The organism is Calothrix sp. PCC 6303 (assembly GCF_000317435.1).
Classification (GTDB): Bacteria; Cyanobacteriota; Cyanobacteriia; order Cyanobacteriales; family Nostocaceae; genus PCC-6303.
Genome location: NC_019751.1, coordinates 5,263,877 through 5,289,473, shown reverse-complemented (window position 1 = coordinate 5,289,473; position 25,597 = coordinate 5,263,877). Strand labels below are relative to the sequence as shown.

The window sequence follows — 25,597 nt, the reverse complement described above, 5'->3', positions numbered from 1 at the left end:
GAACGTCTAGATAAGGTTTTGGTATTAATGTGTGATTCCAATAGATTAAAATTATACGCAAGAGGAGGATGCGATTCGTCAGGAATTTTTGGAGAGTCAGGGGTTGTGGGTGATTAGATTCCGGAATCAAGAGGTTTTGGGGAATATTGATGGGGCGGTGAAAGAGATTGCGCGTTAGTTGGAACCCCACCCCGCTTGCGGGGTGGGCTATAGTTCTAATCCCCTAGCAGTGTCTCCTATTTCTCCAGCTAAATAAGCCATGTTGTTGAGCGTGGCAGCTTTCCCTTCCACATCGTTGATGGATTCTCTGATTTGCAACGATTGGTTATAAAGCGCGATCGCATCTTCAATTTCTCCCTGTTGTGCTTTTAATCCTGCAAGTTGGTGGAGGGTAGTTGCTTTCCCTTGCACATCATTGATGGAATCTGTGATTTGTAAGGATTGGTTGTAAAGTGCGATCGCATCTTCAATTTCTCCCTGTTGTGCTTTTAAACCTGCAAGTTGGTGGAGGGTAGCAGCTTTCCCTTGCACATCGTTGATGGATTCTTTGATTTGTAAGGATTGGTCGTAAAGTGCGATCGCATCTTCAATTTCTCCCTGTTGTGCTTTTAATCCTGCGATTTCGTGGAGGGTAGTAGCTTTCCCTTTCACATTGTTGATGGATTCTTTGATTTGTAAGGATTGGTTGTAAAGTGCGATCGCATCTTCAATTTCTCCCTGGGTTGCTTTTAATCCTGCAAGTGCGTGCAGTGTGGCAGCTTTCCCTTGGACATCATTGATGGATTCTGTGATTTGTAAGGATTGGTTGTAAAGTGCGATCGCTCCTTCAATATCTCCCTGGGTTGCTTTTAATCCTGCGATTGCGTGGAGGGTTGCGGCTTTTCCTCCCACATTGTTGATGGATTCATAGATTTGCAGGGATTGGTTGTAAAGCACGAACGCTCCTTCAATATCTCCCTGTTGCACTTTTAAACTAGCCATGTTGTGCAGGATTATGGCTTTTTTTATTAAATTATCCTCTGGGCTAAGTTCTAAGGCTGTTTGATAATGATTCATCGCATTCTCAACTAAACCTAAAGTATCTTCTGCTCTGGCAATAGTGGCTAAAATACGGTAATCTGACCCTAGTTGGAGAATTTCTCGACACAATTCCTCTGCTTCTACATAGCGATTATGACTCACCCAGCTATTCCCTATCTCATCCCCGACGGTGACGGCAATTTCTTTCTCTTCTGCCAACACCGCTAACCTGACGATTTCCCGCGATTGTTCTTCGTTGTAGGTATCTCCCGAATCTTCCCACCAGGTTTTATAAATACTCTGGGTTGCGGCTTTTTTGGTGCTTTGCCATTCCTCTGCTGTCAACACAGTTTGCAACAACGGCTCTAAAACCGTCGTCACGCGATATTCTGGCTGCTGTGTCGCGTAAACCGTGGCAGATTCCACGAGACTGAGACTGATTAACCGTCCCAACCAATTATTATGTAGAGACGCGAAATTTCGCGTCTCTTGCATGGAATTTTCGGAAAACGCCAAATCTTGCTGTAACGTGGGATTTTCGTTGGATGGGGGGTTTGGTCGATGAGACGCGATGTATCGCGTCTCTACATTTTGGATAATTGCGGATGTGACTGGTAATCGAAATACGCTCAACCGCGCTAAAAATTCCCTTTCCTCATCCTCCAACCCAGCCAAAAGCGTCTCAGCCAAAATATTCTCGCGAAATTCCTGCTGTTTCCCTTCCAATTTCACCAATAACTCATCCCCGGAAATATTTCCCAAAATTCCCGGTTGCCGCAATATATCCACCAACCACTTCAATAACCTCGGATTTCCGTCGGCAATTTTAATTATCCGATTTTTCTGTACCTGTTCCCTAACTCCCTCATCAAATTCACGATAAATCTTATCAATATCACTTTCACCCATCCCCGCTAATCTTTCCAAATGCAGATTATGCGCTGGTAAAGTCTCTTTTTCCAAATATCGACAAGTCACAATCAAGCGACTCTCTGCCTGATTTTCTGCCAAAGCCGCACAAATCGCCTCTAAAACCCGGTAAGCTTCCGTCGTCATCCGCAAACTACCATCTTTCACATTCGTTTTGGGAATATTCTGCTCGAAGTCATCCAAAACCAATAATAACGGCTTGTCTAATTCCTGCTCAATATGTTCAAAAAAGTTCTGTAATCGTCCTTGTAAACTCATTCCCGGCTCATTCAAAAGTGCCGGAACACCAGCAAATCGCTGATATTTACTCGCCAATTTCCCAATTAAACCTACCTCATCAACCACACCAACTAACACAACCCGCTCAAAATTCTCCCGTTGTGCTTGTACCCTTGTACATAACCTTGCTGCCAAAGAACTTTTACCCAATCCCCCCATCCCGGCAATAAATACCCCAGTCTCGTCGCTGGTTTCCCGCAATGCTCTTAAACACCTTTGTAAAGCGCGTCTACGTCCAACAAATTCCCCACGACTGGCAACTTTGACAATATTATTCTCATCCAAAAATTCCGATTCGGAAGCTGTAAATTTCAGCTTTTCCCGTTTCTTGGTAAACAACGATGTCACCAAACCGCCAATTTCCCGCGTATCGCGATAAACCCGCAGTAAATGCCCATCAGAACATTCCTGTGCGAGCATTTCCTGGTGTGCGGCAATTATCGCTTCCTCTATCGTCGCACCAGTTGCCAAAGCTTGATAAATCGCAGTTGCGGCAATAATACCCGTTGTATCATAAACCGGACGCGCCCAACCTAATACTACCGCAGCACCTTGTTTTACCAAAGCCTGTGCCATCGACGGAACAGTTCCCCCATCTGCCAATTGTCCGGTATGACATCCCGACAGGAAAATTACCCTGGGAAACTTTCTAGAATTACCTTTAACAAATGCTTTGCCCAAATCTTCCGCAGTCGTAAATACAACCTTGCCCAAATCATCCTCGGTAATAAAACAAGGTGTATTATCTTTGATTTTCTTACCTTTGGGTAGTAACTTTCCAAAAGCTTTTTCCGTATAAATCACCCCATGCCCAGTGAGATGAAATACATCAAAATAATCTTCAGGATACGATCGCACCAAGTTTTCCAATTCCTCAACAGAACCGCTTTCTTCCACCACCAAAGTCAGAGGTTGGTCTTTTGTCGCTTTGAGAATATTCGTCTCTTCCTGCTCAAAACCCAAAAGTGCAACACCAGGATGTTCTGGGGAAGTTGCCATAAACAACAACCGCAACGGACGATTTTGTGTTGCTAAAAAACTATTGTTGTTTCTAACAAGCGATCGCACGGGCAAAACACTGGCTTCTATCAGTAAGAACCGCGAACCATCGTGTAATAATTCCCAAGGTAAATGTGCCAACCCTAATGCCACTTTCTGAGTTTGTGGGTTTAATCCCTCTGCTTCACTAGTCTGAATTAAATCGAGATAAATTAGAGCTTGACTATCACTCTCCAAACCCCGACGCAACCAACCTTCCTTCCCATCGAACCATTGATACAATTCCCGTCCGATTTTCTTTAACTCTGCGGGTGCATCGAAATCTTTGGTATAATACTTTGCTTCACACAAATCAATCAACGTCCCTAGGGCTTCCGTATCCAAGCGACGATTACCGTAATTACAGCGCAGTTCAAAGGTTTGGTTTTGGCTTAGGGCAAAGGTGAAGGCTATGGACATAACATCAGCAAGTATATATCTAAGTCATCTTCACCGTATTATCACTTATTTCCGGAAAATGACTACTGTTTGAGCGATTCTCAAGGAATTTCAACTACAAAATTTTGATTCTGAACCTCGTCCGTCATGAAAAGTGGAGTTTTGTCATTGCGACGTTCTGCGTCTGAAAAAACCTCTATTCAAGATAAAGAAAAAAGACAAACAGAATCAGGTTGTTTCAAAAATATTTGATTTTTTGTTTGATTAAGGGTAAATAGACCACACGTAGAGACGTTCCGGTGGAACGTCTAGACAAGGTTTTGGTGTTTATGTGTGGTTCAAATAGATTAAAATTGCTGTAAGACTAAACTGTGCCAAGCTTTATGATATTTCTGAGACTTGCTAGCATAGCCTGAAAACTGGAATAGCGATCCAAATACACTAAATTTGTGTTAGCATTCACCTTAATCTCGGTTCTAGTGAGTATCATCCACTAGAGGTAACGGGGAAAGTCCGGTGTAAGTCCGGCGCTGTCCCGCAGCTGTAATCAAGGAAAAAAAGAAAAATATTAACCTTGTCAGTCAGAATGCCCGCCGATAAGTCAAAACAACCCAGCTAAATCTACGAGGTATAGATGAGCGCACATACAATTTTTGTTTGTACCACTTGTGCTAGTAAGTGGGAAAATGGTAATCGTGTCGGTGAAAGTGGTGGCGAAAAGCTGCTCAAACGCTTACAAGCAGATTATTTAAATCGTGAATCCAGCGCAGAATTCGTCATCCAAGCAGTGGAATGTATGAGTGCTTGTAGCCGTTCTTGTGTAGTTTCATTTGCTGCTCCTGGTAAAAATACGTATCTTTTCGGTGATATTTCCCCTGAATTAACTCCCGCAGAAGTTGATGGAGTATTTAGTTGTGCGACTAAATATTACCTACATCCAGAGGGTTTACTACCTTGGTCAGAACGTCCTGAGCCACTGAAAAAAGGTATCTTAGCAAGAATTCCATCAGTTTCAATTCCTCTCGAAGCTAATAATATTCAATTGGAACTGTGTAATTAATTACTTAGATTGAGTTGAGAAATCAAGCAACTTGATCTGAAACAGCTAAGAAGGTTCACACCTAGTTTATACAGACATGTTGGGGTGAATTGTTAGGGAGTCGGTAACGGCATGACCCAATATTTATGTAATAATGATTATCGTTATTTGTTGGCATCACCAATATTTGGTACTGTTTATTTCCTCCAAAGGAGAGTAATTGAATTGCCAAAAGAATTGAACTTTACCAATTTTTTGCTAATTGGTTATACAGCTTGGAAAGGTTTTTCTCAGCTAGGACGTGGGGCAGTTTTTTGCCATATTAGAAAAGTCGATTTACCCCGCATTCCTTTTTCTATTATCCGTGGGAAATATCACTGTGCAGATGAAATAGTCAGCACTCACTTTCTAGTGCAAACAGATCTCAAAGCTTATTTACATGAGTGGATGGTAGCATCAGAAACTATCGACCATATCTTAGAAGCAGTTGATACTTACAAACCTCAACAAGATGTGATTATCTTAGTTAAAGATGGTTCACAAATTGAAGTCAATATTTTACAAAACCCCCTCATGACACCATTAGAATGCTATCAGCAAGTACGCCAGCAATGGCATGAATTTTCTAGCTACGTAGAGTAAATAATTATACGCAAAGTATCAGTAGTCAAAAAATTAGAAATGTGTTACACATAGTTAATTTCAGGAACTAGACAAAAAAGATTCTCGTCACGTCGGTTAGAATCAATTCGCAATGCTAATCCTTGTACTGTTAGGAGATCTGAGTGAAACAAATATTCTCAAACTTGACAAAAAAACCTCTAGCATTTATATCTCTAGGTTCATTGTTAATGAGTGGAAAGATAGCTGTAGCTAGTGAGACAGTTAAGAATGTACAACCTGTAGAACGTCCAGATGCAACTGTCACACCAGTATCGGCAGAAAGTCAAAAAGCCTGTGTAAAACATACAAAACTCGGTAAGTTTTTCTGTGCTAACGCATCCCAATTATCTCACTTAAAGAAGGGTAATGTAGAAATCGATGCGGCTGATATGAATAATGAAAGTGCGCTGCTTGGTGTTACTGATGAAGAGAGTGATGCTGCTGTAGCAATGTTTGGTTGTGATTGTGTCGCTTCGATTAACTGTATACGTCGTCTGCGGAATAGCTTACCTTAGAAGATATTTTACTGAGTAATTTTGGGCTAATTAAAGATATAGGGTGTAACTAATTAAAGTATATATTGTAGGATATAAGGGTAGTAAACAAAGAGTTAAAAGTATAACTTAGTTTATTTACCTGTTGAACTATATCCTACATTTTGATTCCGACAAAATAAAATAACGCTCACTCAAAAGCAATTATTGTATTTTCTCAATCATAACTATATCCAAATTCTATGAATCGTCGTAAATTTCTGAATTTGTTCAGTATTAGCTTGTTTATCAATTTGTTCCCTATATTCGTTGCTGCAAGTTATGCAGCTAAACCCCAATCAAAAAAGAAGCCAACAAAATCTACAAATTGGATTTCCATCGGGACTGTTGCAGAATTAGATAAAGCAGGTCAATTATTCAAAGCTAAATCATCTTTGGGTGCGGTTTTAGTCGTTGGAACATCTAAAAGCAAAAATTTGATTGCGGTGAATCCAACTTGTACACACCTTGGTTGCAAAGTTGATTGGGAAGCAGAAGAAAAGATATTTTTATGCCCCTGTCATGCTTCCGAATTTACCACGACTGGAAAGGTTCAAAATGGACCAGCAACTAAACCATTGCCAACTTATAAAACCAAGATAGAAGGTAATAAGGTAATGGTGGGAGTTTGATGTCATGATTTTCCTAAATATCAACCATGCGTTGTTTACCACCCTAGGTATCGCATAATCCAACTAAAGCTAAATTTACTTAATCAGCACTGATTATTTGGGTTTTATATTATACATGTTTAATTTTGTCTTTAATAATAAGATAGAATTATTAAAAAATATTAAGGCTTAATTTTCATGAGTTGGTTGTTTCCTGCCCTAGGATTTATCATTGCATTATTAATACTGGGAATTGTAGTTTATTTATCCACATCTCGTCGTTACGAATCATCCAATACAGTCGCTAATTCCTACGACGAATGGACAGAAGACGGCATTTTAGAATTTTATTGGGGTGAACATATCCACTTAGGTCATTATGGTTCACCTCCACAACAAAAAGATTTTCTTGCCGCAAAATCTGACTTTGTACATGAAATGGTGCGTTGGGGTGGTTTGGATAAATTACCCCCCGGTACAACCGTTTTAGATGTTGGTTGTGGAATTGGGGGTAGTAGTCGAATTTTGGCGAGGGATTACGGGTTTGCTGTAACAGGTATCACCATTAGTCCCCAACAGGTTAAACGCGCTCAGGAATTGACTCCCCAAGGAGTTAGCGCTCAGTTTCAGGTAGATGATGCCATGGCACTTTCTTTCCCTGATGGCAGTTTTGATGTAGTTTGGTCGATTGAAGCTGGTCCCCACATGCCAGATAAAGCTGTTTTCGCCAAAGAACTGATGCGGGTCTTAAAGCCTGATGGATTGCTGGTTGTGGCTGATTGGAATCAAAGAGATGATCGCCAAATTCCTTTGAATTTTTGGGAAAAACCTGTGATGCAACAATTGTTGGATCAGTGGTCTCATCCTGCTTTTGCCAGTATTGAAGGTTTTTCTGAGCTTTTGGAAGAAACAGGATTAGTAAAGGGGAAAACAATTACAGCAGACTGGACAGAAGAAACACTTCCCTCATGGCTTGATTCTATTTGGCAGGGAATAGCTAGACCTAGTGGTTTAGTACGTTTCGGTGCATCTGGTTTCATTAAATCTTTGCGAGAAGTCCCGACCCTCATTTTGATGCGGTTAGCATTTGGTGCAGGTCTTTGCCGTTTTGGAATGTTCCGTGCTGTACGTGGATTTTCTGGTAAATAATTTGTCATGCATAAAGTCTGATTATTCTCCCAGCTTTATAATCTACACAAAGAAGAATCATCAAAAGTGGATAGAGGTGAGAGAATGTTTTTATTGGTACATCAAAAATTAAAAACTTGGTAGCTGTTAACGGATTTGAGGAAATTCCTTTTCCTCCTCTAAGTAAAGGCAAAGTATTGATATATATCCTTAATTAAGTCTCCAATCCTATTCACTAATCATAAAACTAAATGCAAAAATCAAAGTCTATTCAAGTTCCTAAACCGACTCGCTACCAAAATGCAGCGATAGATTACTATACAGGACTCACGGGTTCTTACTACCTCCACTATGGGTATTGGGAACCACTACCTTCTGTTGGAGAGGAATTGACTCTGACTAGGATGCGTGTAGCTCAAGAAGCTTACGCAGCTAAGGTTATGAGCGCTATTCCCCAGGGGATAAAAACTATACTTGATGTGGGTTGTGGGATTGGTGGTAATGCAATATACCTGACTGAAAGAGGTTTCCAAGTTGAAGGATTAGCACCTGATGCACTTCAAGAAGAAAGGTTTATTAAGAATACAAACGGTCAAGTACCTTTTTACTTAACCAGATTTGAAGATTTTCAACAAAACAAATCCTACGACTTAGTTCTGTTTAGTGAAAGCAGCCAATATATAGCTGTTGATGATTTGGCTCAAGGTGCGGCTCGTTTACTGGGTAGTGGGGGCTACCTATTAATTGCCGATATGATGCGGCTTGATGGTGATTATAAAGAAGGTATTTTCTCAAATTGTCATGTTGTTAGCGAACTCAAATTAGCTTTGGAAAAGGCTGGATTTGAATTAGTTAAAGATGAAGATATTTCTAAATCTATTGCACCAACTATAGATTTGTGTATTGATGTTTTCCAGACTTTTGGACTGACAACGATGAAATATATTGCTGAATTGGTAGCTATTGCTGTTCCACCATTACATGCGATTGGAAGTTGGGCATTTAAACGCTGGTTGGATAAACCAATTGTTGAGGGATTGGCAGCACGAGCTATTTTTGAAAAACATCTTTGTTATAAAATTCAGCTTTGGAGATTTGTCGGTGATTGAGCAAGATATAGCGGTTTTGCTGGAGTCGAACTCCGGTGAAACCAATTGATATTTTTTTAATTAAATTTAGTGATTTTAGTGAAACTTGGCAGTGTAGTTTGTGGTATACATAGGTAAGTAATGATTTTTATAATGGGAACTCGTCCCTTCATAAAAATTTTGGTCACACCCAATTATAAAATTCTTATATTCATATTTTCCCACATTGTGGCAACACAATTACAACAACCAAATATTTTTTCCAACAACGATTAAAAATTGAGACAGGATGATTCCCATCTCAACGTAATTACTGCGCTCTACAAAACTTGCGATCGCTATCATCTTCCGGGTCTTGCCAGGAATAGGCAAAGTGACTCACCCCACGCAACCGAGGGGCAAACTGTCGCAAAGCTTGCATTTGCACTTCCAAAGGAGGACGACCCTTAGCTGATTCTCCCCAATTACCAGCAATTGCTGGAATCACCTGAGTTTGTGATTTTGCCATACTCAAAACCCGTGCTACTTGCTGGGCAACGCAACCAGCATGACCACAATTAGCGTAGGACATCGCGTGCCATTCCATTGAACTAGGAAACCGATCCCAAGGCTGTAAGCGCGAATCATAACCCCGTCCCACAACTTGATTGCCATCGGGGAAAAAGACAACTCCACTGGGAATTCCTAACTGTTTTGCTGGGTTGCTTGCCATAGTGACAAAATCAATTATTCCTTGCATAGCATGTGCCACCGAAAGCTGCCATAAATCCCACTGCAATTGCGACTGCCGCAAATTAGCAGGTAAAATTGCTTTTTGACTCGGAATTACTCGACCCTGCCATAAAGGCTCGCTTTCCTGGGGATATAGCTGATCAACATCAGAAATATCAGCCTCAGAAATAAATCCCTTACTTAAAAAGCGGCGAATCAAATCTAATCCTTTATAGTTTTGCGCCCTTTTAAACAAAGCCTGCTGGGTAGCTTCGGTGTACAACCATAAATCAGTTACTTTCGTAGCAATGGAATCAGTACCACTTTGACGGGGATACCGGATGTAATCGAACAAGATTCCATCAGGACGACGACGGACTACTTCCTGCACTAAACGATAGTAGTCTGCTTTCGCTTCCGCGCTATAGGGATCGATAAATACCTGGTTTCCACCATCATTCACCACATATAAACTAGTTTGCCCTTTGCCGTTGCGCGCGATCGCACTTTCTTTTTCTCGCCGTTGAGCGTAGGAATAGCCGAAGTTAGCGGTATACATCCAAGCGTAAACTTTTAAACCCCTTTCTCGACCTTTTTGAATTCCAGCAGCCAGTAAATCGGCATTTTTAGCCTCTGGCATCTGTACCACAGAGGGCCAAGCCGTGGGATTATTAGCAGCAGGTAACATTACCCGCCCATCGTAGAAGGTTTCTAAATAAACGGCATTATAACCTTTACTCACGATTTGATCCATAATCCGATCGAGAGCACCTGGTTTGATATCACAAGGATATAATCGCAACCATACAGCTTGAACCTTTAACCAATTTCGGTTACGGCATTGTTGCACACCCTTTGCATGTTGAGCAACTTGTTCACGGTAGCGTACCTTTGCTTCTTTATTTCCTCGCATTGCCGATAATCGCAGCTTTTCTTTATTTTGAATCGCTGTAGATGATAACTGACAATAATCGTTAAGTTGGGCAACAGCAGGGCTAGCCCCTAAATAAGGTATCAATAAATTGCTGCTAAATACCACAGTTAGGAGGTATCGCCAAAAAAACATTGGTTTGGCAATATTCAATAGATGCTTAGGCATAGTTAAAAGTAGATTCCACTGAGATTCGCCATTCTCCAATTTCCAAAGATCAGATTTAGGGTGAGGCGGAAAAGATATAAAGTCAAGAATGGTAATCAGGACGACAAAATCCTAATTTCGGTTGCCGTAATTTAGTAATTCGGTTGATTTTGATGTCAAACTGTTCCGGAATCAGATTATTCCGGAAAATTTTAGGAGTATGCCTATGGTAAAATAGGAGCCTGGTTAAAGATTAATCAACAAGCTTTAAGTTGAATAATCGGATAAATTCCAACTTAAAATAGGTTTTTTGCCTGCAAAGACAAATAACTCATGAGATTTTTTAATATAAAATTTATCGATGGTAATAATAAATTCTTACTATGCATAAATACTGAAATTAAATTACTAAGTACACCTATAACTACATCAAACTTTATCCTTTGATTCATCGTCAAGGGTATTGTCCTCAATAAAATTCACCAACTCAGAGCAAGTCTAGTTGTCACACTTAGTAAGATGCCTGTTTGTCCTTAATTTTTGGGAAATTCAACACAAAACTAATCCCCAACTTGAGATAGCAGGGGATAGAGGGATTGTCCTTTATATCTGAATTTTTAAGACTTTGGACTAATATTAAATACTACCTAACATTAGCTTTGTCTAGATTTCTCTGACAAATCTCCATTTCCCAATGCCAAAAATTAATTAAGCACCACGTCGTAAAGCGGCTTCGACTTGGGCAAATTCTTGCTCTAATCTGTCTTTCAACTTTTGAGGTACGGGACGATTGGGGTATGAACTATAGTGTCCAGCAAGGGAATTAAGGGCTGTTCGCATAGTTGTGAAAGAACTCAGAGTACCGACTGAGTTACTACGTTGGTAGCGAGAGTAAAAGTCGTTAATTTTTTGACGTGCTTCCGATTGAATGGCTATTTTATTTTCTGCATCGTTGGGTAATTCTAAGGCGTTTCTTAAAGTACTGATGACTGTTAATGTATCTTGGCTATAGTCTCCCGATAGGCTACCAGGAGCGGAGGAACAACCCATTAAGCCGATGGCTACAACCAAAACCAAAGCAAGCAGACGTGACCAATAGCGCTTCATAATTATTGAGTGAAGAATACCTAAATCACCGTCTATCCTATCTTGGATTGGTATCACAGGGATCAATATTTAACAGTTAACTGTTGTTATCAAGGTTTCAAAGTTCTAATTCTTTTCTCCCCTACTTCCCCTGCTCCCTTCTCCCCATAAAGGGTATCACGTTGTTGATAGGGACGGTTGAGGGATGCGATCGCGTTTTCTAATTCTTCTACTTCCATACAGGTTCCACCTACTGCCCCTGCCATGGTACTAATATGTTCTTCCATCAAGGTACCACCAAGGTCATTACATCCCCAATTCAAGGCTGTTGTGGCTCCTTCTAATCCCAGTTTCACCCAACTTGGTTGATGGTTGGGGATATATTTTCCTAAATATATTCGGGCGATCGCTGTCAACAAAAGTGATGATTGTAACAACGGTTGGTCTCTGCCTACACGATTTCTCAGGACTTTGGGGGCTTCCTGCCCAACAAAGGGTAGCAAAATAAACTCGGTTATTCTGGCGGGATAGTTGTTTTTGATGGCAGTTTTTTGCAACTGGCGTAATTTTTCCAAATGCATAATTTGCTGTTCTGGGGTTTCAATATGTCCCGAAAGCATGGTGCTGGTGGTGGGGACACCTAATTTGTGGGCTATTTCAACGATTTCTAACCAGGTTGCTGAGTTGGTTTTTTCGGGACATAATATTTTTCTAACTTGATCATCTAATATTTCGGCGGCGGTTCCTGGCATGGAACCCAAACCAGCATCTTTTAGGGCTGTAATTACTTCTGTGTAACTAATACCATCTATTTTGGCGATAAATTGAATCTCTTGGGGAGAAAAAGCATGGAGATGGAGTTGGGGAGATGCTTGTTTAATGGTTTCCACCAACTTCAGATAGTAGGGTAAAGCTTGATTATCAATTAAAGCTTCGGGATTCAAACCACCTTGCATACAAATTTCCGTCGCACCTCTTTTTACAGCATCCGTGGCTTTTTCGAGAATTTGGTGCCAATCTAACCAATAGGCTCCTTCATCAGTGCGATCGCGTCGGAACGCGCAGAAGCTACAATGTTGGTTACAGATATTTGTAAAGTTGATATTCCGGTTGATGACGTAGGTGACAGTATCCCCAGCTTGCTGTTGCCGCAACTTATCAGCAGTCAAGCGAATTTTCTCGATTACATCGGCTTCATTCTGCTTCAATAAAGCTATCCCTTCGGCAGGTGACAAATCAACACCCAAGGCAGCATTTTCCAGAATTTGATCGATGGGGTTTGCAAGCAGCACAATGTCACCAAGTAATAACCATGATCTTCATTTTAGCGGAAACGCCAATTCCTCCCAAGGTGCAATACAAGATTACTTCTCGTCTGGCAACATAATTAATACAATTAAAGTGGCAACCAATATCTGTGGAGCTTGAGCAGTGGGACTATTCGATGATTTGAGTCGGTTTCTAGAAAATCGTTTGGAAGAGTTTCTTAAAAACAACCCACATTTGGAGTTGGAAGCACTGTTAGAACAGCTACGGGAGCAAGAAGGCGATACACTAAAGCTAATCGCTGACTTGAAAGTACAGGAGAAGCGATCGCAAGATGAAATTCTCGCTACTGCACAGGATATCCAAAGATGGCACGAACGTGTCCAAAAAGCCAAAAATGGCAATCGTCCCGATTTAGCCGCAGCAGCACAAGAAAGGGAAGCTGCTTTGCTACGTCAAGGAAATCAGCAATGGGGACAAATGCAGGGTATCAAAGAACGGATTCAACAAGCGAAGGAATTAGCCCAGAAAATTCAACTCAGACGACAGGAAGTTCAAACTAAAGCTACCGAAGCACAGGCAACACGTACCAAAAATCAGGCACAGCAAAAAATAGATAGCAATGGTTGGAACAGCCCTAGCAGCAATTATTCCAGCAATTTTGATGATTTGGAAGCAAAGTTTCAGCGTTGGGAAACTGAAGATGAACTGGAACAAATGAAGCGTAAAATGGGCAAATAGTCAATAGCTTACTGAGTAATTTCTGACTTTGACAGCACATTTTCCGACGAATGATCAAAATCAATCCCTTGATTTCCTTGAGTTGGTGCATCTAATTGTTGCCTTTGAGGTAAAATTTCGCCGACTATATTAGAACCAATCAAACGATTATAATTAGATGCAACAGCTAAGAAAGCACCACCTAAAATATAAATTGGTAAAGGTAGAGAAAAATCCTTAACCCAGTCAAAAAGCTCTGCCAGCGCAAATAAGATAAAAAAACAGGCAAGCCAAATTTTCATACTTTGATCCTTGAATTGAAAGCAACTCTACACACACTAGATAGATTGCATGATAATTGATGTTCGTCTAAACAACAATTTAGTCAGGCAGACGAGACATGTACCGTCTCTCTGCATTCTATTTCCTTAATTTCTCCTTAACCAAACATTAGCCATTTCCACTATTGAGCCAAATCCCCTAACAGCGTATACTCACGAAGTCAGAGAACCAACCGACACATTAATAATTAATTACACTTTGGGGACTAACCATGACAACTCCCGATACTGCATCACCACAACTCAACCCCGAAGAATGGGTGACAGATAGCAACGGTAGAGTTGCCCTGTCTATCCGCTTTCAGGGAGAAAGTCTTTTTAAAGAAGAATCTCCATTTCAAACTGTTGAAGTATTTAATACTCATGACAGAGGGAAAATGCTGACTATCGATCGCATGGTAATGTGTACAGAAGCTGATGAAGCTGCTTACCACGAGATGATTGTCCATGTGCCGATGCTCACTCACCCAAGTGTCAAAGATGTCTTAGTAATTGGTGCTGGTGATGGGGGAACAATTCGAGAATTGGTACTCCATGAGGAAATAGAAAAAATCACGATGGTGGAAATTGATGAAGCGGTGGTGCGTGCTTCTAAGTTATTTTTACCAACAATTTCCTCAGCTTTGGAGCATCCAAAATTAAACTTACTAATTGATGATGGGATTAAATATCTACAAAATGCGGCTGATGAGTCCTATGATTTAATAATTATCGATTCTTCTGACCCCGTGGGACCATCAGAGGGCTTATTTAGTAAGACATTTTATCAGGACGTATACCGCGCTTTACGTCCCGGTGGAGTTGTCACTATCCAAAGTGAATCACCAATTTTCCACCAACAGACGTTTGTGGAATTAAATAAATGTCTAAAGGAAGTTTTTGGTCAAGATTATGTACATTGCTACCTAGTATTTATCCCGATGTATCCTACAGGAATGTGGAGTTTAACTTACTGTTCCAAGCAGGGAGTACATCCAGTCAAGAATTTTGATTACAACAAAGCAGCACAATTTACTGAAGCTCACCAACTGCGCTATTACAATGCAGATATCCACCAAGCTGCTTTTGCCTTACCAACCCATATTAAAAAAATGCTCGAAGCTTAAATATTTGTATCGGGGGTTATCTCTCTTTCGCCATTCTTGGCAAACAAAAATCGTCGTTTATGCTCGTAACATTGATTTTTTCACAATAAATGTGGAAAGCAAAATTGTCAAAAGCCTGAGCGCGATTATTCTCTCCCAAGTTGACGAAAGAGGGTTAACCCAAAAGAAATTCAAACGAGTTTCAAAAATCAGACCTTTACATCCGTGCTAAAGCAGCAACCTTTTTTAGCTTATCTGCGTCCAGTCCTTCCAACTCTTCCAAATGTAACCAGCCATCTTTGAGTAATCCAGCAAAGACGAAGATGAGAGCGGAATATCTGTAGTCATATTTCCCATCAATTTCGTGTCTTCTAGCGCTCAAAAAATCATGCAAACGCCACATGTCTTCGATTTGCGCGATCGCACTACTGAAAGAACGCACTTCCAGTATCAAAGCATCTATTTCCCTAGCATAAGCTCTATCGAAAGCCGTCTTTGCTACTTCCTTTTCTGTCTCAGACCAATCAATTTCTGTCACTTGCATTATCTAATATTGTAAATCTATGGGTTGATATCAATTCACGCTGATTGTCTATGTAAATTTTGGCACCGACTCGAAAATGATGGAACACTCTTATTTATAGAATGCCCATCATTACTGTTTTATACTAAGAACGGTTAAAAGTTTAACTTTTAGAATAGCTATTAGCACTTAGCTATTAACTTTTGGCTAATAGCTAACCGCTCGGAGTATCCGTGAGTAGCAACAAAATACAGAATTTAAAATGACTGTTTCTGTAATTGCCTACTCATATCCAGGTTTTTAACGAGTCAGATTTAGTAACTCTTTAGGAGATGCCAATAAATCGATTGCCACAAAGAAAATCTTGTTATCTGGAGTTAGCAAAAATCTCCAAGCCATATTCATTCCTACACCAGCACCAAACCAAGGGGTTTGCACTTTACCAGTCACTTTGATTTGGGTATAGTTCTCATCTGCGGGTTCAATAATTCCCCGTTCTGGTAACAACTTCAAGTTTTGACATTCTTCGCGGAAGAAACGGAATACAGCTTCTTTCCCAACAATTGGTCTTTGGAAAGGAGGTTGCAAAGCACCATCGGCAGTAAACAATTCAATCAAGGCATCAAAATCATTGGCGTTCATGTTGTTCATGTAGCTCAACACAGTGGCATTGTCGATACCTTCGATTGTGACTTTGCTACGTTCACCAATTTCTTTAGGAACAACAACATCTTCAGAAACTCTCTCGTAACTACCCATCTTGTTGGGATCAAAGCCCATATCCAACACAGAGTTACGCAAAACTGTGATTTGTTGCCCTGCGTCTAAACCTCTAATTGCCTGTAATACTGCTGAAGCGTTAGCAGAAAGCTGATATCCTTCAGGAATTGGAGCAACAATTCCCTGTTCCATCCATTGTCCTAATTGATACCAGAAACCTAGTTTAATATTCGCAGACCACGTAGCATAGGTGCGGCAAACTGGTGTGTCAGCACGGTTTGCTAAATCACACATTGCCTGTGATTGTTCGGTAAAATTCATTTGGCGAATTTGGTTCATGGTGCCTTCGGCAAACTGCATGTTAGCAGCACCTGGTGCAGCGATGGTAATGGTTTTGCCCATTTCTAAGTAAGCAAACCAAATTAAAGCCAACTGGTCTTCTGCACTGAGTTGAACAAATCTGGCAATAGTTGCTGGCACTGCATCAGCAGATAGAGTATTTGGGAAAATACCACGGGCTGAATCAATGGTAAATGGCATAGCAGAGTCCTACCTTAAATGGATTTACGACTAGATACTAATTTAAGCCTAGTACTTTTGGGAACAAATAGTTTAACCAACCAACTTTTGGAGTTTAAACTTCAATACCAGTACTTAAATTATCACGTTTTATTAAGAAAAGTAAATAAAAATTCACAATATATCTCATAACCACCTGTAAAAATTAGTTATGGGTTCTCCCAATCCCTCATCTGACAGGGAAATAACTCATCAAGAAAAGATATATATCTTTACGGCTATTTTCAGGTAATATAGACCACACTGTAGGGGTTTAGCATTGCTAAACCAGGTTGATGTGGTTCAAATAGTTGAAAACTGCTGTAATGCAGGTTTGGCTAAATTTAGTGTCATTTTTTAATTTACGCAGGGTGTCCCAGTTTTTCGGCGTTGCTGATTTGATGTATGAAAACGATTTTGCGACTGGAGAAAACTTAAACCATCATTGCGTAAAGCCTACGGCATATAAGAAAAGCGTAGCGTCTCGTAGAGAGGGAGGAAGGACGTAGCAATCGCATAGACTTGTTCTAAGTTAAAAACCATGTGGTTGCTTCGCTCGCAATGACAGAATATTTAAAAAAGTGGGATGTTCCCTTATCCACTCAACTATTAGTGGTTCCTTCATCCTGAATTTCCACCAACAGACTATAAAAAGATTCCCAATTATCTGCTAATGTAATCGGCTCCCAAATTGATTCAATTACATTTCTCACAATTACAGTTTGCGGATTATAACGGTTGAGAGTTTTACCAACTTTTGCTAATTCATCAGGTGTCAAATTAGCCAAAATACGGTGATATATACCTGACCAATTGACAAATAATTCCGACAAACCAAAAGCCTTTTTGATTTCTGAATCAGCGAGAATTAAACCTGCATCATCACGCCATTGAATCGAAAAAGATTTAGCTATCTCAGCAAAAAAGTCATGATAACTAATGGGATAGGTTCTGAGTAATTGAAGAGTAGCAATTAATATCTCACCAGTTTCTTTTTGAGCAACGTTTTCTAAACCCAGCTTAGATAAAAATAATTTACGATATTGCAAATCATAATGTTCATCAAACTCCGCCAAAACAGTCTGCATCTGTTTTATTTCCATTACTGCTGACAAAGGTTGTTGCAACAATTCTAAATTTAACTTGCAAATTCCCGGTTGATTTGCATAGCTATAACGTCCATAATGATCAAAATAAGCTGCTGTAAATTCAGGGTCAAAGGTCGGAATAAAAGCATAGGGACCATAATCAAAACTTTCGCCAGTTATGGACATATTATCTGTATTTAACACAGCATGACAAAAACCAGCAGCCATCCACTGTGCAGCTAATTCAGCCACACGTTTAACTAACTCACCATAAAACAATAAATATTTTTCGGATTCTAACTTTAAATGGGGATAATAAACATCAATTACATGATTTAGCAATTTCCCAACTAAATCAGGACGTTTAATATGATTCAACCTTTCAAAAGTACCAAAACGGATATGTGAGCGATTCATCCGAATCATTACCGAAGAACGAGTTGGAGAAGGCTCATCCCCACGCCATAAATCCATCCCAGTCTCAATCAGACTCAAACAGCGAGATGTGTTTACCCCCATCCGATGTAAAATTTCAGCCGCCAAAACCTCCCGTACACCACCTTTGAGGGTTAGCATCCCATCACCACCACGAGAATAGGGTGTACGTCCCGAACCCTTTGTGCCAAAATCGTAGAGTTCGCCATCATTACCGCGAACCTGTCCGTACAGAAAGCCTCTACCATCTCCTAAAAACGGGTTGTATTCACCAAATTGATAGCCATGGTATCGTAGTGCCAAAAATGGCTCTCGTCCTTCAAATCTACCAAAAGCCTGGATAAAATGCTCATCACTGACATCTCCAGGGTTAAGTCCAAATCTGGGTAATAGTGCATCATTTCGCCAACGTAAGATCTGTCTAGGAAACTCTGCTGCTGGCACCTCGTCGTAGTATTCATCACCTAGTGATTCTAGGGCAGGTTCATATTTCAGGGAAAGAAGTGGGTTTTGAGAAGTTTCAGGCAAAGTCATTACGAGTGCAAGTTGATTTGTTATGTCACCATCCTACCTCTGGAGCTAGTAGTTGATCAAATTAAAGGTTAATGATTAATCATTGGTATCTGAATACATAAGTAAATAAGCAAAAATATTTACATTCATTCAAAGTAATGGGAAACATCTGTAATTTTTGTGTCCGCTATCCTTTGGGAACGGACTTATGCATAATTCCGCTGAGTCGCTTTGCAACATACCAAAGGCGAACGTTTAAGGCAATGAGATTGTGTAATTAATTTTGTTTGTTTACTTATCAGTTTGTCCTTTTATTCAATTCCAAAATAGACACTTAAACTAAACACATATCCAGTGTAATAACCTACTTTAGCCCAAGTGATTGCCGTCTGCTAATTATCAATTATTTCGGAGTAACATAATATGTTAGAAAGTTTAGAACCAGTTATCAACAGAAATGTTAAAAAATTGAACAATAAGCTGATTCACTTGAAGGAATTAGACAAAAGATGCGAATTTTTTGGCTCTGAATCCCACAAATATAAACTAAAACCCTGTCTATCTAAATTAGCAATACAACAATTTGAGGATCAGTATCAAGTTAAGTTACCAGATGACTATAGAGACTTCTTGCTAGAAGTTGGAAACGGCGGTGCTGGTCCAGGTTATGGTTTATTAGGTATAGAGATTAATTCTTTCGACAGCGAAAATCCAGAACTAAAATATTTATCTCAACCTTTTATATTGACTCACGAATGGAATGACTTAGATTTGATGCAAGCAAGTCACGAGGAAGGGAATCCAGTCTATTTTTATCCGAACTTTATTCAGGGAACTATACTTGTTGCTGAATATGGTTGTGGAGTTGAAGCAAGGTTAGTAATTACAGGTTCAGAACGCGGTAATATTTGGATTGATGACCGCACAAACGAAGCTGGTATTTATCCTCTTTCTCCCCATTGTGCAGCATTCTTTCATGATGATCCTGATATTGAAGCTGATTTGTATGAGTCTATTGAAGAGGTAAAAACAGCTTTGAGCTTCTATGATTGGTACAATGATTGGTTGAATCGCGGTATTAGTCAAGTAATTAGATTTGGATGAGATTTTATTTTAAATGTAGTGCTTCTCAGTTGATTTAAATACAATTCCTGGTGGAAGATGCTATGGGGTAAACGATTGTTTGCCCTGATGACTCTGATTTTGATTTCATCCAAGCGAGAAGCGCTATAGTGCCAAGCACCAAACCTGGATTGTGAGACTTGCGTAAGTTCTAATAAAATCTGATGCAGACAATGCCATAGGTTATACTATCTACAAATAGTGTCTAAAAATACCAACAAAAATATCATGTTCAGTATATCTAAGCTAATCAAAGCGAGTATCCTCTCCACCTTTATCTTTGGCAATGTTGCTAATATCTCCCCAGTCTTTGCACAATCAACGTCAGGGCAATCTAGCCAAGCGAAACAAGTTGATCGAAGATATAACCTGAGCTTTGAATATCGTGGTTGTCAGCGAGCTAATACAAGAGTAACTTGTGATGTTGTCGTTACCAACTTTAGTGATATCAACCGACAAGTTAGTTTTGGTGCTAGTTTCCCAGACTACCGAACAAATGTACTTGATTCTGCTGGCAACCTCTACACATCTAGTAGTATTCAAACAAATTCGTATCAGCAGGGTAAAGACAAAGCATTAATTAATTTAGCACCAGGCATTCCCACCAAACTGACTTTCAACTTTAGAATTCCGATACAAATAACTGAATTAACTGCTCTTGATTTGGGTTATCGTAATATCACCCAAATTGATACGTTTGGTAGAATTACAATTCCCAACATTGGTAATATTTCTACCACAACCGCTGCACAAAATAAATAACAAGTTTTTAAGGATTCAGCCTTCTCTGTTTACTCAGCGTTCGCTCATTTTTGACCCGAAAATTTAATTAACCCTTACAGGGGTTACAATCTAGTCTCTACAAGCAATTCCAGCATTTTGAGTTCAAACAAGGTTTTAGCCATTTTTATGGTTTATACCCTCTACGTCTTAAATAGATGCTTCTAGGAGCTTAATAAAAAGGTAATATTTATTACTTTGTATTCCCCGCTTACTTTAAAAACGTCCTTTTCCCTTTGAATTAAGGTTTTAATTTAATTTGGAGTTTAAAAATAAGCGAACGCAGAGTGTTTAGGTAACTGAGCCACTCCGTAGGGCTAATGCTATGGTGTTTTTCATTTGGATGAAATACAAATAAGGGCAAACAACCGTACTCCGAAACGGTGAATCTACATCCCTACGGTTTTATCGATACTAAACTAACCGCGATGCAAGAACCCAAGCAAAAGTTGAACGCCTTGCCGCTAAGTTAAGGAACTTGAATATTGATCCTGATAGCATTTGATCCGATTTGCTTGACACAAGGTTGATACAGAAATGAGTTTTTTTCTGGGTGTTTTTTGAATCTCCTTTTTTAACAGAATATGTAAATTTTCTTAAAGTGTTTCTAAATAACTTAACAAATCAGCCATTTCTTTTGTACTGGGTTGAAATTTTGGCATGGGTGGGGTCTCACCACTAATTACTTGGTGAATTAAAGCATACCGAGATTTGTGCTTAGAAACAGCTTGAAGGCTAGGACCAACTCGTCCTAAAGCTTCCATACCGTGGCAGCCAGCACAATTGATTTGAAATATGGCGTGTCCTTGAACTGTATCACCATCGAGGGATAAAACAGTTTTGACGTATGGATCGAAGGTACGAACCACACGCACGGTAAAAAAGCCCAAGAAAGTAGCAAGGACTATTACCAATACCACGACAATGAGTCGGGGGAGAAAAGTTTCTGGTGTGGTAATCCGGTTATCCAAAACGTCTGCTGTGAAATTAAGGTTTGCAAAAAAAGTTTTCATTTCCTACACATAGCTTAAAAGTTCTTGAAAATGTCCGCAAGTACAGACTTTTTTAAGAGTTCGGATCTAATGCCTAGAAACGTTATGGAAAGGGGTGTTGATTAATTATTTGGTATGATGGTGGGCAGAAAGAAATATTTCATGATTGCAACAAGGAGACTAGCTGTGATTGAACCTTTATTATGTGGCATTGTTTTGGGACTAATTCCCATCACCTTAGCTGGACTGTTTTATAAAGCTTATGTCCAATATAAGCGCGGTGATCAGTTAGGAATTTAGGAAACTAAGGTTTAGGAGTGGGAAATGCTGGTTTAGGAGTTATCGATGCATTCTTCTAAATTGGCAATTCCCAATTTCCTAATTGTGAGTTGGTCGGTAGAATGTTAAAGCTGTGTTTCCGTAAGTCTTTTCGCGGCAGATTTCCCAGGTATCCATGTTTAGTGCTTCCCACGATGATGGGTTATGTTCCACAGCAATTTCACCGTCTGGATGCAATAGTTGGTGAAGCGCGATCGCATTCAGGACTTGTTCGTATAAATTACTTGCATATGGTGGATCAAAATAGATCCGCTCAAATTGCTGTCCGCCAAGTTTTGGCAGATGCTGCAACACATCACCCCGTATAACTTGCAGTTTTTGCCCATCGTTGATAACTTGTTGCCAGTTTTGGCGAATTATCTCACAGGCTCGACCTGATTGCTCAATGCCAACAACTAAACTGGCTCCTCTACACAATGCCTCCGCACCCATTGAACCACTACCAGTACAGATATCGAGCCAGCGACACCCCGATATTTCACCCTGCCAAATATTAAACAATGCCTCTCTAACCCGTGCGCTAGTTGGTCGGGTTTCTTGCCCTGGTAAAGTTTTAATTAAACGATTGCCATATATTCTCACACTCATGCAGCCAGTTTTGGTTTGAGATTCTAGATTATGTTGGTGTTGTTTAAACTCAAAGACTTTAATTTTATCAAAGAAGCCATGAGGGGATATGTACAACAAAACGAGTTAGACAATCTTCAGATGAAATAACTCATGTTTTTCCCATTTTCAACCTACCACTATTCCCAAATTTGGATGGGTTATGTTAGCTGTGTACAAAATAAACTACAAAAAACTTAATCTAAAATCAAATCTTTGTTCATGCTGCAACTTCTGTCCATACTTGAGAGACAAAATTAGAGAGAATTTGCAATCCAATATTTGAGGATTTTTCAGGATGGAATTGAACAGCCATGAGATTATCACGAGCAATTGCAGCGGTAATGTTTTGACTACCATGGGTGACAGTTGCTGCTCGAATATCTAAATCTGTCGGTTCAACATAGTAAGAGTGAACGAAATAAACCCAAGGTTGTGGGGGTAAATGTTCCCACAGTGAACTTTTTGGCTGATGCAATTCCAATTGATTCCAACCCATGTGAGGAACAGTAATGCCAGGTTCGGGACGAAACCTTTTAACTTTTCCTTTAATAATTCCTAGTCCAGGTTCAGTTCCTTCCTCAGATGACTCGAAGAGAATTTGTAAACCTAAACAGACCCCTAAAAAGGGTTTGCCAGATGCGATCGCGTTTTTTATGGGTTGTTCTAAAGAACGCGATCGCAAATGCCGAACTGCCGGGTCAAATGAACCAACACCAGGTAGAACAACCGCGTCAGCCTGTTCTATTATCCTTGGAGAATCGGTAACTTTAGGAGTTGCCCCAGCTTTTTCCAGTCCTTTACAGACTGAGTGTAAATTTCCCATGTCGTAATCTACGACCGCAATTATTGCCATTGACGTGCTCCCTATAATTAAATTTATTATGGAAACTTTTCTATATTGTAATTAATATTTCTTATGACGAAAAGGTTTTTATTAACTTCTTTTGACACTTGGCTACAAAATCAGAAATCAAATTCTTCAGATGATCTATTAAAAGCAGTAAGTGAACTGAACTTTTTTCCCTATGATCTACATTTTTTGCGAAAATTACCAGTAGACATTCCCCAAGCTAGCCATGAAGTGATAGCCAAAATAGCTAAATTACACCCAGAATATATCCTTTGCTGTGGGATGGCAGCCACTCGAAGTAAGTTAAGTTTAGAAGCTAATGCACGTAGTAGTTCTGTTGTATGCCTGGATGAACCAGAAATAATTTTGTATCCAATTTTAGATTTGCAAAAATTAGTGCCAGATTCCGCCACAATTGAAATTAGTCATGACTGTGGAAAATTTGTTTGTGAAGGTCTTTATTATTCTGTATTAAATTACCTACTGCGAAGTCAAATAAATAGCCGCTGTATTTTTGTTCACGTTCCTATTTTGACAGAGGCAAATCTCCCCGGTATCCTCGAAGATTTTCTATTAGTTATTCGCCGAATGGCACTTTCATGAACTTTCCCCGTCTTGCTGATCAAATAAATATGCCGCGAAATATGTAAGTGTATGTCACCGTTCTTACTCGCTTTAGTAATTGCTCAAACCGCAGAAATCATTCAAACTCAAGAGGTGCGTCCCCTACCAGGAAAACTCGATAGTGTTCCTGTTTTCAATAGCAACAGTCCTGAAAAAGTCGTCACACCAGGGATATTACTCTCCACTTTCCCCAGTGGAGGCAAGAAAAACCCCAATGCACACCTCAACTTTGGTTTTCGTGGCAGATTTGATGTGTTTACTCACCATGTTTTTGCTGCACCCACACCCGAAGATCTCAAATCCCTTTATTTGGGTGTACTCCTCCACAACCCTGGTAAAACCCCCATCACAGTTAAGGTTCTCCAAGCTGCTACTTATTTGAGTCAACCAGATGCACCTTTTATTGAGCTTCCTAGCTTTGCTGCCAATCCCCAAGGTAATGTTTATGCTGGTCCTGGCAGTCGGGTGATGAATGAAATTCTCCGTCGGCAACGACAGGCTATTTTTCCTCGACAAATCGTGATTCCACCGGGACAAAGCCAAATGTTGTTAAATACTCCTATCCCGGTTCAAGGACTAACACCACCTTTGAATGGACGCTCTAGTTATGTACGTCTTCAAAGCAGTGGAAAAGTTTACGCTGCTAGTTTGGCAATGATGGCACCAATAAACGGGGATGGTAGTGAGCGTCCTCCTACTGTCGCTGAGTGGGAAGATATCTTGGAAAATGGCGATTTATCCGCTCCACGAGACAAAATCCCCACCCCAATAGAACAAAACAGCCCGAGAATTTACGGACGTGTAGCTGGTGTTGCTCAGGGTTCACGGTGGCGAAGCTTCATCACTGATAGCAATAAAGTTAAATATCTAACAATTCCCCAAGCAGGTCAGAGTTATTCCTATGGCATCAGTACCTTACATGGGGGGACATTGGGAACCAATCAAGTTCAGAGTGCGCCAATGCTTGCCCGTTACCCGGATACAGCGTATTTGGCACATGGTAATTATGGAGTTGAGTATAATCTCAAATTACCACTATATAATGATACATCGCAGTCCCAACAGGTAAGTGTATCGATTCAAACGCCCATTAAAGAAGATAAGTTGACCCAAGCAGGACTGCGTTTTCTTGCTAATCCAGTCAAATCAACATTTTTTAGAGGGACAGTTAGAATTGCTTATCGTGATCAAAAGGGGAAATTAAAGTCTAAATATATACATTTAGCTCAAAAACGCGGGCAGTCAGGGGAACCCCTAGCTAACTTTAATTTGCCAGCAGGAGGGAAAAAATTTGTAGAAGTGGATTTGATTTATCCCCCAGATGCAACACCACCCCAAGTGTTAACAGTGGCAACAGATGGGAAATAAAAGAGCCTACATATCGCATTTGTACAGCTCACCCATGGCATAATTCCTGTGATGAACCATC

At 40.1% G+C, this 25,597-nt stretch carries 24 protein-coding genes, 1 pseudogene and 1 riboswitch; of the genes and pseudogenes, 14 read left to right on the top strand and 11 right to left on the bottom strand.

Annotated elements, in window-relative coordinates:
- Positions 1 to 67: 67 nt before the first annotated feature.
- Positions 68 to 178: pseudogene (locus CAL6303_RS31765) on the top strand (DUF559 domain-containing protein); the annotation flags it as partial.
- Between the two features lie 29 nt (positions 179 to 207).
- Here the strand turns inward: CAL6303_RS31765 and CAL6303_RS21460 are convergent.
- On the bottom strand, positions 208 to 3,687 hold the full coding sequence (locus CAL6303_RS21460) for a tetratricopeptide repeat protein (RefSeq protein ID WP_015199930.1): 3,480 nt from the start codon (positions 3,685 to 3,687) through the stop codon (positions 208 to 210).
- A gap of 433 nt (positions 3,688 to 4,120) precedes the next feature.
- Positions 4,121 to 4,279, top strand: a riboswitch (cobalamin riboswitch).
- Between the two features lie 21 nt (positions 4,280 to 4,300).
- Between CAL6303_RS21460 and CAL6303_RS21455 the strand changes: the two genes are divergently transcribed.
- The 6 genes from CAL6303_RS21455 (at position 4,301) to CAL6303_RS21430 (ending at position 8,749) form a co-directional block, all read left to right on the top strand.
- Positions 4,301 to 4,726 carry a DUF1636 domain-containing protein gene (locus CAL6303_RS21455; protein ID WP_015199928.1) on the top strand — a complete coding sequence of 142 codons (426 nt, stop codon included), beginning with the start codon at positions 4,301 to 4,303 and terminating at the stop codon, positions 4,724 to 4,726.
- 111 nt (positions 4,727 to 4,837) lie between these two features.
- The gene (locus tag CAL6303_RS21450) at positions 4,838 to 5,347 is read left to right on the top strand and encodes a hypothetical protein (protein WP_015199927.1); all 510 of its coding nucleotides are present in this window, start codon (positions 4,838 to 4,840) and stop codon (positions 5,345 to 5,347) included.
- 209 nt (positions 5,348 to 5,556) lie between these two features.
- Complete coding sequence (locus tag CAL6303_RS21445) at positions 5,557 to 5,883, top strand: hypothetical protein (RefSeq protein WP_238993723.1); 327 nt, start codon at positions 5,557 to 5,559, stop codon at positions 5,881 to 5,883.
- Positions 5,884 to 6,104: 221 nt separating this feature from the next.
- Entirely contained in the window at positions 6,105 to 6,533 is a 429-nt protein-coding gene (locus tag CAL6303_RS21440) for a ubiquinol-cytochrome c reductase iron-sulfur subunit (protein ID WP_015199925.1), read from the top strand.
- A 177-nt stretch (positions 6,534 to 6,710) separates the two neighbouring features.
- Positions 6,711 to 7,661, top strand: coding sequence for a methyltransferase domain-containing protein (locus CAL6303_RS21435; RefSeq protein ID WP_015199924.1), 951 nt, complete (start codon positions 6,711 to 6,713; stop codon positions 7,659 to 7,661).
- A 230-nt stretch (positions 7,662 to 7,891) separates the two neighbouring features.
- A complete protein-coding gene (locus CAL6303_RS21430; protein WP_015199923.1) occupies positions 7,892 to 8,749 on the top strand; it encodes a class I SAM-dependent methyltransferase in 858 nt (285 codons plus the stop codon).
- A 289-nt stretch (positions 8,750 to 9,038) separates the two neighbouring features.
- Here CAL6303_RS21430 and CAL6303_RS21425 read toward each other — a convergent pair whose 3' ends face one another.
- From CAL6303_RS21425 to cofH, 3 genes are all read right to left on the bottom strand, one after another.
- Positions 9,039 to 10,538, bottom strand: a complete 1,500-nt coding sequence (locus CAL6303_RS21425) for a family 10 glycosylhydrolase (protein ID WP_015199922.1) — start codon at positions 10,536 to 10,538, stop codon at positions 9,039 to 9,041.
- 687 nt (positions 10,539 to 11,225) lie between these two features.
- A complete protein-coding gene (gene psb27 / locus CAL6303_RS21420) occupies positions 11,226 to 11,624 on the bottom strand; it encodes a photosystem II protein Psb27 (RefSeq protein WP_015199921.1) in 399 nt (132 codons plus the stop codon).
- A gap of 89 nt (positions 11,625 to 11,713) precedes the next feature.
- Entirely contained in the window at positions 11,714 to 12,895 is a 1,182-nt protein-coding gene (gene cofH, locus CAL6303_RS21415; protein ID WP_015199920.1) for a 7,8-didemethyl-8-hydroxy-5-deazariboflavin synthase subunit CofH, read from the bottom strand.
- A gap of 139 nt (positions 12,896 to 13,034) precedes the next feature.
- Between cofH and CAL6303_RS21410 the strand changes: the two genes are divergently transcribed.
- Positions 13,035 to 13,610, top strand: coding sequence for a TIGR04376 family protein (locus tag CAL6303_RS21410; RefSeq protein ID WP_015199919.1), 576 nt, complete (start codon positions 13,035 to 13,037; stop codon positions 13,608 to 13,610).
- A gap of 8 nt (positions 13,611 to 13,618) precedes the next feature.
- Here CAL6303_RS21410 and CAL6303_RS21405 read toward each other — a convergent pair whose 3' ends face one another.
- The gene (locus CAL6303_RS21405; RefSeq protein ID WP_015199918.1) at positions 13,619 to 13,891 is read right to left on the bottom strand and encodes a hypothetical protein; all 273 of its coding nucleotides are present in this window, start codon (positions 13,889 to 13,891) and stop codon (positions 13,619 to 13,621) included.
- A 251-nt stretch (positions 13,892 to 14,142) separates the two neighbouring features.
- On the opposite strand from CAL6303_RS21405, the gene speE reads away from it, so the two are divergent.
- Positions 14,143 to 15,036 (top strand): polyamine aminopropyltransferase, encoded by an 894-nt coding sequence (speE, locus tag CAL6303_RS21400; protein ID WP_015199917.1) that lies wholly within the window; start codon positions 14,143 to 14,145, stop codon positions 15,034 to 15,036.
- A 196-nt stretch (positions 15,037 to 15,232) separates the two neighbouring features.
- Here the strand turns inward: speE and CAL6303_RS21395 are convergent, their stop codons facing one another.
- From CAL6303_RS21395 to CAL6303_RS21385, 3 genes are all read right to left on the bottom strand, one after another.
- Positions 15,233 to 15,559 (bottom strand): hypothetical protein, encoded by a 327-nt coding sequence (locus CAL6303_RS21395; protein ID WP_015199916.1) that lies wholly within the window; start codon positions 15,557 to 15,559, stop codon positions 15,233 to 15,235.
- Between the two features lie 279 nt (positions 15,560 to 15,838).
- A complete protein-coding gene (locus CAL6303_RS21390; protein WP_015199915.1) occupies positions 15,839 to 16,798 on the bottom strand; it encodes an orange carotenoid-binding protein in 960 nt (319 codons plus the stop codon).
- Positions 16,799 to 17,418: 620 nt separating this feature from the next.
- Entirely contained in the window at positions 17,419 to 18,873 is a 1,455-nt protein-coding gene (locus tag CAL6303_RS21385; RefSeq protein ID WP_015199914.1) for a protein adenylyltransferase SelO, read from the bottom strand.
- A gap of 402 nt (positions 18,874 to 19,275) precedes the next feature.
- Here CAL6303_RS21385 and CAL6303_RS21380 point away from each other — a divergent pair, with 402 nt between their 5' ends.
- Complete coding sequence (locus CAL6303_RS21380) at positions 19,276 to 19,956, top strand: SMI1/KNR4 family protein (protein WP_015199913.1); 681 nt, start codon at positions 19,276 to 19,278, stop codon at positions 19,954 to 19,956.
- 246 nt (positions 19,957 to 20,202) lie between these two features.
- Positions 20,203 to 20,736, top strand: coding sequence for a hypothetical protein (locus CAL6303_RS21375; RefSeq protein WP_015199912.1), 534 nt, complete (start codon positions 20,203 to 20,205; stop codon positions 20,734 to 20,736).
- A gap of 614 nt (positions 20,737 to 21,350) precedes the next feature.
- On the opposite strand, the gene CAL6303_RS21370 is transcribed toward CAL6303_RS21375, so the two are convergent.
- The gene (locus CAL6303_RS21370; RefSeq protein WP_041740835.1) at positions 21,351 to 21,725 is read right to left on the bottom strand and encodes a c-type cytochrome; all 375 of its coding nucleotides are present in this window, start codon (positions 21,723 to 21,725) and stop codon (positions 21,351 to 21,353) included.
- 207 nt (positions 21,726 to 21,932) lie between these two features.
- Between CAL6303_RS21370 and petG the strand changes: the two genes are divergently transcribed.
- Positions 21,933 to 22,046, top strand: coding sequence for a cytochrome b6-f complex subunit V (gene petG / locus CAL6303_RS21365; protein WP_041740834.1), 114 nt, complete (start codon positions 21,933 to 21,935; stop codon positions 22,044 to 22,046).
- A 78-nt stretch (positions 22,047 to 22,124) separates the two neighbouring features.
- On the opposite strand, the gene rsmD is transcribed toward petG, so the two are convergent.
- Together rsmD and hisH are read right to left on the bottom strand one after the other, a co-directional pair.
- Positions 22,125 to 22,673, bottom strand: coding sequence for a 16S rRNA (guanine(966)-N(2))-methyltransferase RsmD (gene rsmD, locus CAL6303_RS21360; RefSeq protein WP_015199909.1), 549 nt, complete (start codon positions 22,671 to 22,673; stop codon positions 22,125 to 22,127).
- Positions 22,674 to 22,911: 238 nt separating this feature from the next.
- Complete coding sequence (hisH, locus tag CAL6303_RS21355; RefSeq protein WP_015199908.1) at positions 22,912 to 23,547, bottom strand: imidazole glycerol phosphate synthase subunit HisH; 636 nt, start codon at positions 23,545 to 23,547, stop codon at positions 22,912 to 22,914.
- 63 nt (positions 23,548 to 23,610) lie between these two features.
- Between hisH and CAL6303_RS21350 the strand changes: the two genes are divergently transcribed.
- Complete coding sequence (locus CAL6303_RS21350; RefSeq protein ID WP_015199907.1) at positions 23,611 to 24,147, top strand: hypothetical protein; 537 nt, start codon at positions 23,611 to 23,613, stop codon at positions 24,145 to 24,147.
- A gap of 51 nt (positions 24,148 to 24,198) precedes the next feature.
- Complete coding sequence (locus tag CAL6303_RS21345) at positions 24,199 to 25,536, top strand: DUF3370 domain-containing protein (RefSeq protein WP_015199906.1); 1,338 nt, start codon at positions 24,199 to 24,201, stop codon at positions 25,534 to 25,536.
- The last annotated feature ends 61 nt before the right edge of the window (positions 25,537 to 25,597 follow it).

Bases quoted from the DNA above. Each gene is read 5' to 3' on its own strand.
- CAL6303_RS21345 (WP_015199906.1), top strand. From the start codon at position 24,199: ATGTCACCGTTCTTACTCGCTTTAGTAATTGCTCAAACCGCAGAAATC.
- psb27 (WP_015199921.1), bottom strand. From the start codon at position 11,624: ATGAAGCGCTATTGGTCACGTCTGCTTGCTTTGGTTTTGGTTGTAGCC.
- CAL6303_RS21385 (WP_015199914.1), bottom strand. From the start codon at position 18,873: ATGACTTTGCCTGAAACTTCTCAAAACCCACTTCTTTCCCTGAAATAT.
- CAL6303_RS21450 (WP_015199927.1), top strand. From the start codon at position 4,838: ATGACCCAATATTTATGTAATAATGATTATCGTTATTTGTTGGCATCA.
- CAL6303_RS21375 (WP_015199912.1), top strand. From the start codon at position 20,203: ATGTTCAGTATATCTAAGCTAATCAAAGCGAGTATCCTCTCCACCTTT.
- CAL6303_RS21350 (WP_015199907.1), top strand. From the start codon at position 23,611: ATGACGAAAAGGTTTTTATTAACTTCTTTTGACACTTGGCTACAAAAT.
- CAL6303_RS21395 (WP_015199916.1), bottom strand. From the start codon at position 15,559: ATGCAAGTGACAGAAATTGATTGGTCTGAGACAGAAAAGGAAGTAGCA.
- speE (WP_015199917.1), top strand. From the start codon at position 14,143: ATGACAACTCCCGATACTGCATCACCACAACTCAACCCCGAAGAATGG.
- CAL6303_RS21440 (WP_015199925.1), top strand. From the start codon at position 6,105: ATGAATCGTCGTAAATTTCTGAATTTGTTCAGTATTAGCTTGTTTATC.
- CAL6303_RS21460 (WP_015199930.1), bottom strand. From the start codon at position 3,687: ATGTCCATAGCCTTCACCTTTGCCCTAAGCCAAAACCAAACCTTTGAA.
- hisH (WP_015199908.1), bottom strand. From the start codon at position 23,547: ATGGCAATAATTGCGGTCGTAGATTACGACATGGGAAATTTACACTCA.
- rsmD (WP_015199909.1), bottom strand. From the start codon at position 22,673: ATGAGTGTGAGAATATATGGCAATCGTTTAATTAAAACTTTACCAGGG.
- CAL6303_RS21405 (WP_015199918.1), bottom strand. From the start codon at position 13,891: ATGAAAATTTGGCTTGCCTGTTTTTTTATCTTATTTGCGCTGGCAGAG.
- CAL6303_RS21435 (WP_015199924.1), top strand. From the start codon at position 6,711: ATGAGTTGGTTGTTTCCTGCCCTAGGATTTATCATTGCATTATTAATA.
- CAL6303_RS21425 (WP_015199922.1), bottom strand. From the start codon at position 10,538: ATGCCTAAGCATCTATTGAATATTGCCAAACCAATGTTTTTTTGGCGA.
- CAL6303_RS21445 (WP_238993723.1), top strand. From the start codon at position 5,557: ATGAGTGGAAAGATAGCTGTAGCTAGTGAGACAGTTAAGAATGTACAA.
- CAL6303_RS21380 (WP_015199913.1), top strand. From the start codon at position 19,276: ATGTTAGAAAGTTTAGAACCAGTTATCAACAGAAATGTTAAAAAATTG.
- CAL6303_RS21430 (WP_015199923.1), top strand. From the start codon at position 7,892: ATGCAAAAATCAAAGTCTATTCAAGTTCCTAAACCGACTCGCTACCAA.
- CAL6303_RS21455 (WP_015199928.1), top strand. From the start codon at position 4,301: ATGAGCGCACATACAATTTTTGTTTGTACCACTTGTGCTAGTAAGTGG.
- CAL6303_RS21390 (WP_015199915.1), bottom strand. From the start codon at position 16,798: ATGCCATTTACCATTGATTCAGCCCGTGGTATTTTCCCAAATACTCTA.